This is a genomic window from Luteolibacter flavescens, assembly GCF_025950085.1.
Classification (GTDB): Bacteria; Verrucomicrobiota; Verrucomicrobiia; order Verrucomicrobiales; family Akkermansiaceae; genus Haloferula; species Haloferula flavescens.
The window spans coordinates 128,802-142,486 of record NZ_JAPDDS010000004.1 but is presented as its reverse complement, the minus strand read 5'-3'; the positions used below and the strand labels follow the sequence as shown (position 1 = coordinate 142,486).

Genomic DNA, 13,685 nt, shown 5'->3' with positions numbered 1-13,685 from the left:
GATGAAACGCATTTTCCGCATCATCCTCGCCGCAGCCATCCTGCTCGGCGGCTTCGCCATGTTTGCCCTGCTGGCGAAGCTCAAGAAGACGCCCCTCCCCACACAGCCGCCGAAGCTGGCGCAGGAAGTGGAAACCGTGACCGCCCGCAAGACGGAGATCCATGTGATGATCCCCGCCCAAGGCACCGTGGAGCCCGTGACGCTGACCCGCGCCGCCGCCGAGGTGGAGGGCACCGTCATCGCCGTGGGCCAGGACTACGAGGCAGGCGGGAATTTCAAGGCGGGTGACGTCCTGTTGGAGATCGACCCCACCGACTACAAGGCCGACCTCTTCCAGGCGGAAGCAGCGCAGGCCGAGGCCAGGCTGCAGCTCGCGCAGGAGGAAATGCGCGCCGAGCAGGCGAAGCGGGATTGGGAACGCATCGCGAATCCGGGCCAGACCGCGAATGACCTGGTGCTCCGCATTCCCCAGCTCGCCGCGAGCCGCGCCCGCGTCGCCGCCTCGGAGGCCGCGGTGATGCGCGCGATGAAGGACGTGGAGCGCACGAAGCTGCGCGCGCCCTACGACGGGCGCATCCGCAAGAAGCTCGTCGATCTCGGCACGCGCGTCGCGAAGGCCGGGGCGCTGGCGGAATTCTACGCGACGGATTTCTACGAGGTCCGCCTGCCGGTGCCGCGCCAGGATGCGGCCTTCTTCGACCTCCGCGGGCAGGAGATCCTGCTGCGCGAGTCCGGCGGCACGCGCACGTGGAAGGCCGTGGTGGACCGCACCGAGGGCGAGATCCAGCGGGAGAACCGCTCGATCATCGTGGTCGCCCGCATCGACGGCGATTCGCCGGACGCGCCGCTGCCGGGGCAATTCGTCCACACCGAGATCGAGGGACGCACCATTCCCGACGTCGTCCGCATCCCGCGCCGCGCCTTTGCCAAGACGGACCGCGTGATGGTCGTCGGCGACGGCCACACCGTCACCACGCGGCAGGTGAAGGTCATCCGCACCGAGAAGGACACCGTGCTCGTCTCCGAGGGCGTCGAGGACGGGGAGCAGCTCTGCATCACCGCGCTGACCTCGGTCATCGAGGGCATGGAGGTGAAGGTGGTGCTGCGCGACGGGAAGGAAGTCTCCACTGACGAGCCATGAAAGGCCTCATCTTCTTCTGGGCGCGCAACAAGGTCGCCGCCAATTTCCTGATGATCGCCCTGCTGGTGCTGGGCACATTCACGTGGATCCGGCTGAAGAAGGAGATCTTCCCGGAGATCTCGTCGAACTTCATCACGGTCCAGACGCCGTATCCGAATGCCACGCCGGAGGAGGTGGAGAAGGGCGTCTGCGTGCCCGTGGAGGAGGCCATCCAGGACCTCGACGGCATCGAGCGCCTGACCTCCACCAGCGCGGAGGGCCGCGGCGTGGTGGTCGTGGAGGTGGCCGCGGGCAAGGACGTCCGCAAGGTGCTGAACGACGTGAAGAGCCGCGTCGATGCGATCCAGAACTTCGCCGAGAGCGTCGAGAAGCCGATCATCGCAGACGTGCTCATCCGCCAGCAGGTGATGAGCCTCGCCGTCACCGCGGATACCGACGAGCGGACGCTGCGCGCCATCGCGGACAAGGTGCGCGACGACCTGCTCGTCTATGCCGGCAAGGAACCCACCACCGCGTGGGAGAAGCTGAAGAGGACCGTGGGCAATGCCGTGCTCGGCGAGCCGAAGATCACCCAGATCGAGCTGACCGGCGTGCGCGACCACGAGATCTCCATCGAGGTCTCCGAGACGACGCTGCGCGAGTATGGCATGACCTTCGAGCAGGTCGCGAATGCGGTGCGCTCGACTTCCATCGACTTGCCCGGCGGCTCCGTCCGCACCAGTGCGGGCGAGATCCTCATCCGCGCGCAGAACCGCCGCTACGAGGCCGCGGAGATCGAGCAGATCACCGTGCTCACGCGTCCCGATGGCAGCGTGGTGAAGCTGTCCGACGTGGCGAAGGTCATCGACGGCTTCAAGGAGGAAGACCTCTACTCGCGCTACGACGGCCACCCGGCGATCGTCCTGAATATCTTCCGCACCGGCGACGAGGACACCCTGCGCGTGGCCCAGCTCGTGAAGGACTTCGTGGCCGAGGAGTCCATCCACGTGCCGAAGGGCGTGGACCTGGAGATCTGGAACGACGAGTCAGTCCTGCTCGAGGGCCGCATCAAGCTGCTGCTCGGCGATGGCTTCCAGGGCTTCGTGCTCGTGTACATCGCGCTCGCGCTCTTCCTGCGTCCCGCGCTGGCATTCCACGTGGCGCTCGGCATTCCCATCGCCTTCGCCGGAGCGCTGATGGCACTGCCCTACGGCGACATCTCGATCAACATGATCTCGCTGTTCGCCTTCATCCTGGTGCTCGGGATCGTGACGGACGATGCGATCGTCGTGGGCGAGCGCGTGAACGAACGCATCGAGCAGGGGGAGCCCGCCCACCTCGCCGCACCGCGCGGCACCTGGGAGGTGATGAGCGTGGCCGCCTTCGGCGTCTTCACGACGATGATCGCCTTCATGCCGATGTTCGCCGTGCAGGGCGTCAGCGGGAATATCTGGCGGCAGATCCCGTGGATCGTCATCCCCGTGCTGATCGTCTCGCTGATCGAGACGAATCTCATCCTGCCCTCGCACCTCGCTCACCTGAAGCCGGTCGATCCGAATCACCCGAACCGCTTCCTGCGACTCCAGCGGAAAATCGCGAAGGGCCTCGATCACTTCGTGGTCCACATCTACGGGCCGCTCCTGGAAAGGCTGATCCACTGGCGGCACGCGACGGTGGCGGCCTTTGCGGCGGTGCTGATGATCGTGCTGGGCCTGCTCGCGAGCGGGCGGCTGATCAAGTTCGAGTTCTTCCCGCGCGTGGAGGCGGAGATCGTGAGCGCGAAGCTGACGCTGCCGAATGGGGTGCCGGTGGAGACCACCGAGGCGGCGATCCGCAAGATCGAGGAAGCGGCCCTCGCCATCCAGCGGGACATCCAGGACGAGCATGGCCGCCCCATCATCAAGCACCTGCTCTCCAGCGTGGGCTCACAGCCCTACACGCCCGGCCTCAGCCTCCAGGCAGCACGCGGCGTGAATGTCGGCGAGGTGACCATCGAGCTGCAAGGAGCCGATTCGCGGAACCGGCCCGACCTACTCGCCGATGCCATCATCGCGGACTGGCGCAAGCGCGTCGGCCCCATCCCGGGCGCGGTGGAGCTTTCCTTCCAGCTCCAGACGTCCGCCGGGGGAAATGCCATCGACCTGGAGCTCACCGGCCCGGACATGGACGAGCTCGACGAGGCCGCCGAATTCATGAAGGCGCGGCTCGCCACCCAGGACGGCATCATCGACATCGGCGACAGCAATCTCGACGGCAAGCGCGAGGTGAAGCTGGCCGTGACCGATGCCGGCGAGGCGCTCGGCCTGCGGCTGGAAACCATCGCCCGCCAGGTGCGGCAGGCCTTCTACGGCGAGGAAGTGCAGCGCCTGCAACGCGGGCGCGACGAGGTGCGCGTCTACGTGCGCTATCCCTACGATGAACGTCGTAGTTTGCAGAATCTCTCCGACATGAGGATCCGCACCGCCGACGGCACCGAGATCCCCTTCACCGAGGTGGCGGAGGCCGAGGAGGGCCGGGGCTACGCGATGATCCGCCGAGCAAACCGCTTCCGCTCGATCAATGTCACCGCCGACATCGACCGCACGAATCCGAACGCGAACGCGAACGAGGTGGTGGAGTGGATGAGGGCAGACGTCTTCCCGGAGATGAAGCAGAAATTCCCCAGCGTCATGTGGGGCTTCCAGGGCGAGCAAAAGGACCAGCGCGAGAGCGTGGGCGATCTCTCGAAGGGCTTCGTCCTCGCGCTCTTCGGCATCTACATGGTGCTGGCGCTGCCGCTGCGCAGCTACGTCCAGCCGCTCATCGTGATGTGCGTCATCCCCTTCGGCATGATCGGCGCGGTGGGCGGGCACATCCTCTTCGGGATGAATTTCAGCGTGATGAGCATCATCGGCGTCATCGCGCTGGCCGGCGTGGTGATCAATGAGAGCCTGGTGCTGGTGGAATTCATGAACCGCTACCGGCGCGAGGGCCACACCGTGCGGGAAGCCGTCGCGATGGGCGGCCGCGCGAGGTTCACGCCGATCTTCCTGACGTCGATCACCAGCTTCATCGGCCTGCTGCCGATGATCACGGAGACCAGCGTGCAGGCGAAGTTCCTCATCCCCATGGCCGTCAGCCTCGCCTTCGGCGGACTGATCAATCTCTTCAACACCATGCTGCTGGTGCCGTGCGTCTATGCGCTCTTTGAAGACTTCCGCAACCGCATCTACACCCCCGAAGCCCTGAAGCGCCACGAGGAAGAACTCGTCCTCGACGCGAACGAGCACGCCATCGGGAGAGAGGGGTGAGTGGCTTGACCCGCTGGATTGACTGCGCCGGAAGCTCTGCCTAGATTGTTCGCGTGATCTCCATCCGACAGATTCTCGAAGAGCTTCCTTCGCTGAACCGCGAAGAGCGGCGGGAGCTTTCCCTGCGCCTGCTGGAAATGGATTCGACTCCGGAAGAAGCGGCTGATCTGGCGGTCTGCGAACACTCGGCAGCCTTGGGATTTGCCATGCTCGACGAATTGGAAGCAGAGGCGCAAACTCCATGAAGCCGGGCGAAGTGTGGCAGGTCGATCTGGGGATGGCCGGAAAGGTCCGGCCATGCCTGCTACTGACTGGCGCTCCTTTCGAAGACGAACTCGCGCTGGTTACAGTCGTTCCTCACACGACAGCCTTGCGAGGAAACCACTGGGAGCTACCGATCCCGAAGTCGTTCCTCAAGGCTGGGGCCTTCCATTTCCAGCAGATCCAATCATTACCGATGGTTCGGCTGATGAGAAAACTGGGCGAGCTGAAGCCCGAAGAGATGGCCATGGTCAAAGACCGGATTCGGGAGAGATTCGAAATGTGAATTGCCCGGCGCGCGCGGCTTTTCCAATCTCCCGCCATGAAACCGCGCCGCCGCGAGCACGAAGCCAGGGACAACCGCCACGCCCGCAAGCCGGACGAAAGCTCCACCGCCTCCTCCGTGCCGTCGCTCGATGAGGATGACCTGATGCAGCTCATCGCGGAGAAGAAGGACCCCTTCATCCTCATCCTCGATTGCGTGCAGGACCCGCACAATCTCGGGGCCATCCTCCGCACCGCGGATGGGGCTGGCGTCCACGCCGTGGTCGCGCCAAAGGACAAGGCCGTGGGCATCACCGAGACCGTGCGCCGCATCTCCGTGGGTGCTGCGGACCACGTGCCCTTCGTCCAGGTGACGAATCTCGCGCGGACCATGGAGCACCTGAAAAAGGCCGGTCTCTGGCTCGTGGGCACCACCGACCACACGGACAAATACATCTACGACCTCGACCTGAAGGGCCCGCTGGCCCTCATCCTGGGAGCCGAGGAAAAGGGCATGCGCCGCCTCACCGAGGAAAACTGCGACTTCCTCGCGAAGATCCCCATGGCCGGAAAGGTGGAGTGCCTGAACGTCTCCGTCTCCGCCGGTGTCTGCCTCTACGAAGCCGTCCGCCAGAGGACCCTCGCGAAGGCATGACGCCCCCCGTCCGCATCCTGTCCGATCTCCACCTCGGCCACCGCGTCTCGCGCATCGAGTCCGTGGAGAGCCTGCGCCCGCTCATCGCCGGGGCGCGCACCGTCATCTTCAATGGCGATACCTGGCAGGAGCTGGCGCGGCTTTTCTTCGAGAAGTCCGCCGCGATGCTGAAGGACCTGAAGCGCCTCTGCGCCGAGGAGGGAGCCGAGCCGGTCTTCCTCCCCGGGAATCACGATCCCGGCTGGCCCGGCACCGGCTGGGAGGAGCTGGCAGGCGGCCGCATCCTCATCATCCATGGCGATACCCTCTTCGCCGATGGCTCGCCGTGGAGCCGCGAGGCGCTGACGCAGCAGCCCGGCGTGGCCGCCCTGTGGGCACGCCACCAGGCCGCGGAAAACGACCCCGCAGCCCGCATCGTGCTCGCGCGCGAGATGGCCCTGCTCCTCCGCGCCCGCGAGTATCCGAAGGGCAAGCGCCTGTGGAACCGTGCGATGGACGCCATCAGCCCGCCCACCCGCGCCCTCCAGATGCTCCGCGTCTGGACGACCCAGGGCGACGCCGCCGCGGCCTTCGCCGAGCGCTATTTCCCCCGCGCGGAAATCATCATCGTGGGCCATTTCCACCGCGCCGGCATCTGGCAGCGGCGGGGGCGGCTGGTCATGAATCTGGGCGCCTTCATGAATCCCTGCCCGGCCCTGTGGGCGGACTTCGATGGCGACCAGCTCCGCTGCGGCCGCATCGATGAAAAGAGCGGCCCGGACTACCGCCTCGGCGAAGTGCTCGGCACCTGGCGCCTGCCGCGGCAGGCACCCGGAGTCTAACGCTCCTTGTCACGGCCCGCCGCCATCTGCCTAATCCAAGGTGGAGTCCCGTCGAACGACCGGGCGACCGGAATTTTCCCATCCCTCCCCAAAAACGAGGCTTTCAGGACACGAAGATGCCGGCCAGTCGGGTCGCTCCCGGGGCTCCGCCACATGACCGACCTTTCAGCTCACGGCTTCCCCAGCACCCACGAGATGTGCGGCGTGTAGTAGTCCGGCTCCAGCAGGAAGGAGTCGTGGCCCTTGTCCGAGTGGACGGTCACATGCATCGAGTTCACCTGGGCATTCTCCAGATGCTTCACCAGCTCCGCCTGCTCTTCCGGGTAGAAGCAGAAGTCGGAGTCGATGGAGAAGACCAGCCAGCGCTGGCCCGCCTCCCGGCAGCGGGAAAAGAGCGCCTCCGGGCTCTCCGCGTCGCCCTCGTGCGCGCCGTCGAAGCGCGACCACATGTCATTGATGCGGAGATACGTGTTCGCGTCGAAGCGCTTCACGAATTTCTTCCCCTGGTGGAGCATGTAGCTCTGGAATTGGTCGCGGACGCGGTACCACGCGAGGATATCGTCCGGCTGCACCACATCCTGCCGGGCGCGGCGCTCGATCGCATCCAGGTGGACGAAAGTCTTGTGGGAGATCATGCGCGCCAGCGCCAGCCCGTAGAGCGGGCCGCCATTGCCACCGTCGTAATAGTCGCCGCCATTGAAATGCGGGTCGTTCTCGATCGCCAGGATCTGCTCGAACAGGATCAGGCGGTTCAGCACGGTCGTCTTGTAGCCCGACGCAATCGAGATGACGTTCGTCACCCGCTCCGGGAAACGCGTCGCGAACGCGAGCGCGATCAAGCCACCGACCGACGGCCCGATCGCGGCATGGAGCTTCCCCACGCCGAGGTGATCCAGCAGCTTCGCCTGCACCTCCGCCTGGTCCGCCGTGGTCACGTGCGGGAAGGCGGAGCCCCACGGCTTGCCGGTGTCCGGATTCGCCGAAGCCGGGCCCGTGGAGCCGTAGCAGCCGCCGAGGTAGTTCGCGCAGACGATGAAATACTTGTCCGTGTCGAGCGCCTTGCCCGGCCCGATCATCTCGCCCCACCAGCCCTCGTGCATTTCCGGCTGCCACAGCGTGCCGGTGCCCGGGATCGCGGGATTGTGGCCGCAGGCATGGTGTGCGCCCGACAGCGCGTGAAAGAGCAGGATGGCATTCGTGCCGTCCCCATTCAGCGTGCCCCAGGTCTCATAGGCCAGGGTCGCGGACGGCAGCTCGCCGCCCTCGCGCAGACGGATCGGCCCGTCATTGATCGTGAAAAACTTAGTCTCGGTGTCCGCCACGGCGCGCCGGGTCTAAGTCGGGGCCGGATGATTGGCCAGCGGAATCCCCACCGCGGCTGCGGCATACCGTGGCTACGGCATCTTGCCGTAAGCCCATCCCCTGCCGACCTGCGGCTGGAAGCCACGGCCACTTTCCCCCACCGTGGCTACGGCATCCTGCCGTAAGCCCATCCCCTGTCGGCCTGCGGCTGGAAGCCGCGGCCACTTTCAGGAGCTACCTCCACCACATCAATTCGACCGCGGGTCCTCCGGCGCTTCTGCCAGGATCCGGTGGTACGGCGACATCGAGCGCAGGATCTCCGCCCACAGCTCGCGGTCGTGGCTCTGCCCCAGCAGGTTGCTGCCCGGGCGGGTGGTGATCCATGTGTTCCGGCGGATTTCCCCCTCGAGCTGCCCGGCCGTCCAGCCGGAGTAGCCGACGAAGGCCCGCACCAGCGTCCCCGGCTTGCGGCTGTGCTTGATCGCCTGCTCGGCGGGGATGCGGACGTGCCACTTCAGGCGATTGTCCTCTGTCCACCAGAAGGCGGAAAACGTAAGATGCTCGCGCGAGACCGGCCCGCCGAGGTGCACCGCGATGTGCTTCAGCGGCTCGAAGGCAGGCTCCTTCAGGAAGTCCCCGACGCTGTGGCCCGTCGGATGATTCAGGATCAGCCCGAAGGCTCCCTCCTCCGCCGAGTGGTCCGCCAGCAGGATGACCGACCGGTCGAAGATCCCGTCGTGCAGCGACGGGTCAGCCAGCAGGATCTGGCCCTGCAGGTGGATGGGGGAGTCGGTCGCGCTCATTGCTATCCTTTGGAAAATACGCCCCCGCCCCCGCTTCGCCAACGGGAAACCCGGACGGATTTGAGAATCCCGCTTTTCTCCCGCGGGCCCTCATTCATCCTGCCGCCCATGAATGGCCACCTGCTGCTGCTCGGCGTGCGCGGACCGGAGATCGAGCCGGACGAGGCGGAGATGTTCCGGCGGCTCCAGCCCGCCGGCTTCATCCTCTTTGGCAGGAATATCGTCACCGCCGAGCAGACCCGCCAGCTCACGGACGCCCTGCGCACGCTCTGCGAGGACGAGCCCATCATGGCCATCGACCAGGAAGGCGGCCGCGTCACCCGCACGAAGGACATCGCCCCCTCCCTGCCATCTGCCAATGCCTTCGCCGCGAAGGGCGACATGATGCTCGCCGCCAAGGCCGGCGTCTATACCGGCGACCAGCTCCGCCTGCTCGGCTTCAATCTCGACTTCGCCCCGGTGCTCGACCTCGACCACCACCCGGACCTCCAGAATTCCCTCCGCGGGCGCTGCTGGGGCCGCGATCCGCAAAAGGTGATCGACCTCGCAGGCAACTGGAACCGCTGGCTGCGCAAGCGCTCCGTGCGCTCCTGCGCCAAGCACTTCCCCGCCTGCGGCCGCGCGAAGTCCGACCCGCACCACGACCTGCCCGTGAGCGACGCCACCATCACGGACCTGCTGAAGGAAGACATCATCCCCTACACCGCGCTCATGCCGGAACTGGATGCCGTCATGCTCGCGCACGTGCTCTTCCCCGCCATCGACCCGGAGAAGCCCGCCTCGCTGTCCCGCCGCATGGTCACGGACTTCCTCCGCGGCCAGCTCGGCTTCGACAAGCATCTGGTCCTCACCGACGACCTCGACATGGGCGCCATCGCCGACCGCTACCCGGACAATACCGACGTCGTCGCCGCCATCGAGGCGGGCAATGACCTCGCGATGATCTGCCACCGCACCGAGCGCGCGAAAGACGCCGCGAAACGACTCGCCGCCGTCTCCTCCTACATCACCGACGACGCCGAAAAGCGCCTGGCGAAATTCCGCAAGAAGCTCCACCCCACCATCCCCTGGTCGCGGGAAAAGTGGGACTCGGTTTCCCAAGAGATCGCCGATCTCGCCGCCCTCGTCCCGGAAATCGGAGCCACCCTACCGAACTCGCCTGTGGCGGACTATTGAGCGGTTGTTAGAGATCGGACGGCTGCTGGCGGAGAACCGCCGCGGCATCCCGCGGCCCATGCTTGGCAGCCAAACCCGCAGGACAGGAGCCATCTGCTCCGGGCTACTACTGATCTCGTAATTCGTGCGTCGCGCCGCGCCGGAATCTCCAGCTCCACCGATTCAACCGGAATCGAATCAGCCACCGAGCATATAGAGAATCTCGGAAGACCCGACAAAACGGCTGATCTGAATCACCGTTGTCACCGCCGTTGTTACTACAACGGCTTTGTTCCCTGAAAATCAAGGAAGCGGACAGGGAGGGATTCGAACCCTCGGTACTATTGCTAGCACACACGCTTTCCAAGCGTGCTCATTCGACCACTCTGACACCTGCCCTTAAGTGGAAGGGCGCGGACCCTATGGAGGGGCCGCGCGCTTGGCAACCCGATTTTCAAAGAGATTTTCATCCCCCCTTTTCCCGGCTCTCCAGAGGGGTCGTGCGCAGTTGTCGCACCGGGACAATTTGTCGCCCCGCGGTGCGACAGGCTGGCCGGTTTTGACGCACCTGCGGGGCGTGCACGCACGCATGACAGAGGCGGAAGCGATTGGTTTTCAGGGCCGGGGTGAAGCTTTCAAACGGCTGGCACCCGGCCTGCGAAAAGGCGGCCAGCAATCCGTGCCCGCGAACGACGGCGAACAAGCGTCCCAGCCGCGGGCTCCAAACCCACCTTTAATTCCCCAACCCACCTACCTTATGTCCAAGATTCTCGGTATCGACCTCGGCACCACCAATTCCTGCATGGCTGTCATGGAAGGCGGCGAAGCCGTCGTGCTGGAAAACTCCGAAGGTGCCCGCACCACGCCATCCATCGTCGCCTTCACGAAGAGCGGCGAGCGCCTCGTCGGCCAGGCTGCCAAGCGCCAGGCCGTGACGAACCCGAAGAACACCGTCTTCTCCGCCAAGCGCCTGATCGGCCGGAAATTCTCCGAGCTCTCCGAGGCCGACAAGAAGATGCCCTACAAGATCGTGGCGGCAGCGAATGGCGACGCCCACATCCAGGTGGAAGTCGGCGGCGAGACGAAGACCTACTCGCCGCAGGAAATCGCCGCCATGGTGCTCGGCAAGCTGAAGTCCGACGCCGAGGCAAAGCTGGGTGAAACCATCACCGACGCGGTCATCACCGTGCCGGCCTACTTCAATGACTCCCAGCGCAATGCCACGAAGGCCGCAGGCGAAATCGCCGGCCTGAACGTGCGCCGCATCATCAACGAGCCGACCGCCGCGGCACTCGCCTACGGCCTCGACAAGAAGGCCTCCGAGAAGATCGCCGTGTACGACCTCGGCGGTGGCACCTTCGACATCTCCGTGCTCGATATCGATGACGGCGTCTTCGAGGTGATGGCCACGGATGGCGACACGCAGCTCGGCGGTGACGACTGGGACAACACGCTGATCCAGTGGATCGCGGACGAATTCAAGAAGGACCAGGGCATCGACCTCTCGAACCAGCCGGACGCGCTCCAGCGCATCAAGGAAGAGGCGGAGAAGGCGAAGATCGCGCTGTCCTCCAGCCAGTCCTACGACATTTCGCTGCCCTTCATCACGGCCGACCAGACCGGCCCGAAGCACATCCAGCTCACGCTTTCCCGCGCGAAGCTGGAGCAGCTCACCGACAGCCTCTTCGAGCGCACGAAGAAGCCCGTCCGCGATTGCCTCAAGGAAGCCGGCATCTCCAGCTCGCAGGTCGATGAGCTCGTGCTCGTGGGCGGCATGACCCGCATGCCGAAGGTGATCGAGGTCGCCAAGGAACTCGCCGGCAAGGAGCCGCACCGCGGCGTGAACCCGGACGAAGTGGTGGCCATCGGTGCCTCCATCCAGGGCGGCGTGCTGAAGGGCGACGTGAAGGACGTGCTCCTCCTCGACGTGACCCCGCTCACGCTTTCCATCGAGACGGAAGGCTCGCGCGCCACCTCGATGATCGACCGCAATACCACCGTGCCGGTGAAGAAGTCGCAGGTCTTCTCGACCGCGTCCGACAACCAGCCCGCCGTGGATATCCGCATCTGCCAGGGCGAGCGCCCGATGTTCTCCGACAACAAGCTGCTGGGGAACTTCAAGCTCGACGGCATCGCCCCGGCCCGCCGCGGTGAACCGCAGATCGAGGTGACCTTCGACATCGACGCGAACGGCATCCTCCACGTCTCCGCAAAGGACAAGCAGTCCGGCAAGGAGCAGAAGATCTCGATCCAGGGTTCCTCCGGTCTTTCCCAGGAAGAGATCGAGAAGGCCAAGGCCGAAGCCGAGGCCCACGCCGAGGAAGACCGCAAGCGCGTGGAAGTGGTCGATACGAAGAACAAGGCCGAGAACCTCGTCTTCCAAGTCGAGAAGCAGCTCTCCGAACTGCCTGCCGAAGCCCCCGCCGAACTCAAGTCCGGCATCCAGGCCAAGGTGGACGCCGTGAAGGATGCGCTGAAGAGCGACAATATCGACGCGATCAAGACCAGCGTCTCCACCCTCGAGAGCGCCCTGCAGGACCTCTACAACGCCGCCCAACAGGCCCAGGCCGCCGCAGGCGGAGCGCCGGGCGGTGCCCCTGACATGGACGTCGAGGCCCCCGAGTCCGGCTCCTCCGAGCCCCGCCAGGCTAAGGGCAAGGTCGTCGAGGCCGAGGTGGTAGATAAGTAAGCTGACCCCCATCGAACACGGAATTCTGAAAGCCCCGAAAGGGGCGATCCCTACAGCCCGGGGCACAGCCCCGGGTCTCGGAACAGGAAGACTCGGAGCCCTGAAAGGGCGAGCCACCAAGCCCGCCCCGCTCTCAATGGACACTCTCCCGGACAAGCACCAACGCCTTTCCCAACTCCGCCCGCTGGCTCCCGCCGCGGTGCGGAGCTTGGCAGCGGCGTGGGATGTCCGGATGGTCTATGAGTCGAATTCCATCGAAGGAAACACGCTCACGCTCCGCGAAACGGAGGTCGTCCTTTCCAAGGGCGTCACCGTTTCCGGCAAGCCGCTGAAGGATCACCTGGAAGCGGTCAATCTCGCGAAGGCATGGGAGCGGGTGAAGGAATTCGCCCGTCCCGATGCGGCCTTCACCGAGCGCGACCTGCTCGATCTCCATCGCATCGTGCTCAGCGGCGTGGATGATTCCTTCGCCGGGAGCTACCGCACGTCCGCCGTGCGCATCGCGGGAGCCACGCTCGTCCCGCCGAATCCGGTGAAAGTGCCGGACCTGATGGAGCGTCTCTTCGCCGACCTGCCCGCCATCGCCGATCCCGTCGAGCGCGCGGCCAGGCTCCACCATGGCATTGCCGCCATCCATCCCTTCTCCGATGGGAATGGCCGGGCTGCGCGGCTCGCGATGAATTTCGTGCTTCTCGCCGCCGGTTACCCGCCCGTATCCATCTCGCCCCAACTCCGCACCGACTACTACGCCGCGCTCGAGGCCGCCGACTCCGGCGACTTCCCCGCGTGGCAAGCTTTCCTCACCACCCGCCTCGACGAGGAATTCGACTTCTGGCTCACCGCCCTGGCGGAGACGCAAGACACAAGACTCGAAGACGCAAGATCAGAAGCCTGAGCCCATTACCGCTGGATTTCTCAAGTCTTGATTCTCTTTTCCCGAACCCTTTCCGCGCCCTTCAAAACGGCGCGGCATCCCAACCAACCGTAAACATACCAAAGACACATGGCTACCATCAAACCACTCGGTCAACGCGTCCTCGTGAAGCGCATCGACGCCGAAGCGATCTCCGCCGGCGGCATCGTCCTGCCCGACACCGCCAAGGAAAAGCCGCAGGAAGCGGAAGTCCTCGCCCTGGGCACCGGCGGCAAGGATGAAGATGGCAAGACCATCGAATTCACCGTGAAGGTGGGCGACAAGGTCCTCATCTCCAAGTACGGCGGCACCGAAGTGAAGATCGACGGCCAGGAAGTGCTCATCATTTCCGAGTCCGACATCCTCGGCATCGTCGCCTGATCCTCCTCTCAACCCTCAACTTTCAACTCTC

At 65.2% G+C, this 13,685-nt stretch carries 12 protein-coding genes and 1 tRNA gene; 10 read left to right on the top strand and 3 right to left on the bottom strand.

Translation table 11 applies throughout. The annotated features are described in order from the left end of the window. The first annotated feature begins 1 nt into the window (after window position 1). From OKA04_RS08575 to OKA04_RS08550, 6 genes are read left to right on the top strand one after another with little or no spacing between them, the layout of a single operon-like run. On the top strand, window positions 2–1,141 hold the full coding sequence (locus tag OKA04_RS08575) for an efflux RND transporter periplasmic adaptor subunit (RefSeq protein WP_264500737.1): 1,140 nt from the start codon (window positions 2–4) through the stop codon (window positions 1,139–1,141). Next, the gene (locus tag OKA04_RS08570) at window positions 1,138–4,410 is read left to right on the top strand and encodes an efflux RND transporter permease subunit (RefSeq protein WP_264500736.1); all 3,273 of its coding nucleotides are present in this window, start codon (window positions 1,138–1,140) and stop codon (window positions 4,408–4,410) included. Before OKA04_RS08575 ends, OKA04_RS08570 begins: the two co-directional genes overlap by 4 nt. 53 nt (window positions 4,411–4,463) lie before the next feature. Beyond that, on the top strand, window positions 4,464–4,655 hold the full coding sequence (locus OKA04_RS08565) for a hypothetical protein (RefSeq protein WP_264500735.1): 192 nt from the start codon (window positions 4,464–4,466) through the stop codon (window positions 4,653–4,655). Next, entirely contained in the window at window positions 4,652–4,957 is a 306-nt protein-coding gene (locus tag OKA04_RS08560) for a type II toxin-antitoxin system PemK/MazF family toxin (protein ID WP_264500734.1), read from the top strand. Before OKA04_RS08565 ends, OKA04_RS08560 begins: the two co-directional genes overlap by 4 nt. A gap of 36 nt (window positions 4,958–4,993) precedes the next feature. Further along, complete coding sequence (gene rlmB / locus OKA04_RS08555; RefSeq protein ID WP_264500733.1) at window positions 4,994–5,590, top strand: 23S rRNA (guanosine(2251)-2'-O)-methyltransferase RlmB; 597 nt, start codon at window positions 4,994–4,996, stop codon at window positions 5,588–5,590. Next, complete coding sequence (locus OKA04_RS08550) at window positions 5,587–6,411, top strand: metallophosphoesterase (protein WP_264500732.1); 825 nt, start codon at window positions 5,587–5,589, stop codon at window positions 6,409–6,411. The genes rlmB and OKA04_RS08550 overlap by 4 nt, the downstream gene beginning before the upstream one ends. A 170-nt stretch (window positions 6,412–6,581) precedes the next feature. On the opposite strand, the gene metX is transcribed toward OKA04_RS08550, so the two are convergent. Then, window positions 6,582–7,733, bottom strand: coding sequence for a homoserine O-acetyltransferase MetX (gene metX / locus OKA04_RS08545; RefSeq protein WP_264500731.1), 1,152 nt, complete (start codon window positions 7,731–7,733; stop codon window positions 6,582–6,584). 228 nt (window positions 7,734–7,961) lie between these two features. Then, entirely contained in the window at window positions 7,962–8,516 is a 555-nt protein-coding gene (locus tag OKA04_RS08540; protein ID WP_264500730.1) for a YqgE/AlgH family protein, read from the bottom strand. A 108-nt stretch (window positions 8,517–8,624) separates the two neighbouring features. On the opposite strand from OKA04_RS08540, the gene nagZ reads away from it, so the two are divergent. Further along, window positions 8,625–9,692, top strand: coding sequence for a beta-N-acetylhexosaminidase (gene nagZ / locus OKA04_RS08535; RefSeq protein WP_264500729.1), 1,068 nt, complete (start codon window positions 8,625–8,627; stop codon window positions 9,690–9,692). 291 nt (window positions 9,693–9,983) lie between these two features. On the opposite strand, the gene OKA04_RS08530 is transcribed toward nagZ, so the two are convergent. Beyond that, a tRNA-Ser gene (locus tag OKA04_RS08530) sits at window positions 9,984–10,070 on the bottom strand. A 358-nt stretch (window positions 10,071–10,428) separates the two neighbouring features. Between OKA04_RS08530 and dnaK the strand changes: the two genes are divergently transcribed. The 3 genes from dnaK to OKA04_RS08515 all read left to right on the top strand — a co-directional run bounded on the left by dnaK (window position 10,429) and on the right by OKA04_RS08515 (window position 13,654). After that, window positions 10,429–12,360: a molecular chaperone DnaK gene (dnaK, locus tag OKA04_RS08525; RefSeq protein WP_264500728.1), complete on the top strand. Its 1,932-nt coding sequence runs from the start codon at window positions 10,429–10,431 to the stop codon at window positions 12,358–12,360. Window positions 12,361–12,496: 136 nt separating this feature from the next. Then, complete coding sequence (locus OKA04_RS08520) at window positions 12,497–13,255, top strand: Fic family protein (protein ID WP_264500727.1); 759 nt, start codon at window positions 12,497–12,499, stop codon at window positions 13,253–13,255. Window positions 13,256–13,363: 108 nt separating this feature from the next. Continuing rightward, window positions 13,364–13,654 (top strand): co-chaperone GroES, encoded by a 291-nt coding sequence (locus OKA04_RS08515; protein ID WP_264500726.1) that lies wholly within the window; start codon window positions 13,364–13,366, stop codon window positions 13,652–13,654. Window positions 13,655–13,685 lie beyond the last annotated feature (31 nt).

Excerpts from the sequence above, each read along its gene's own strand:
- rlmB (WP_264500733.1), top strand. The coding sequence starts at position 4,994 with ATGAAACCGCGCCGCCGCGAGCACGAAGCCAGGGACAACCGCCACGCC.
- nagZ (WP_264500729.1), top strand. The coding sequence starts at position 8,625 with ATGAATGGCCACCTGCTGCTGCTCGGCGTGCGCGGACCGGAGATCGAG.
- OKA04_RS08515 (WP_264500726.1), top strand. The coding sequence starts at position 13,364 with ATGGCTACCATCAAACCACTCGGTCAACGCGTCCTCGTGAAGCGCATC.
- OKA04_RS08575 (WP_264500737.1), top strand. The coding sequence starts at position 2 with ATGAAACGCATTTTCCGCATCATCCTCGCCGCAGCCATCCTGCTCGGC.
- OKA04_RS08540 (WP_264500730.1), bottom strand. The coding sequence starts at position 8,516 with ATGAGCGCGACCGACTCCCCCATCCACCTGCAGGGCCAGATCCTGCTG.
- OKA04_RS08520 (WP_264500727.1), top strand. The coding sequence starts at position 12,497 with ATGGACACTCTCCCGGACAAGCACCAACGCCTTTCCCAACTCCGCCCG.
- OKA04_RS08560 (WP_264500734.1), top strand. The coding sequence starts at position 4,652 with ATGAAGCCGGGCGAAGTGTGGCAGGTCGATCTGGGGATGGCCGGAAAG.
- OKA04_RS08550 (WP_264500732.1), top strand. The coding sequence starts at position 5,587 with ATGACGCCCCCCGTCCGCATCCTGTCCGATCTCCACCTCGGCCACCGC.
- OKA04_RS08570 (WP_264500736.1), top strand. The coding sequence starts at position 1,138 with ATGAAAGGCCTCATCTTCTTCTGGGCGCGCAACAAGGTCGCCGCCAAT.
- dnaK (WP_264500728.1), top strand. The coding sequence starts at position 10,429 with ATGTCCAAGATTCTCGGTATCGACCTCGGCACCACCAATTCCTGCATG.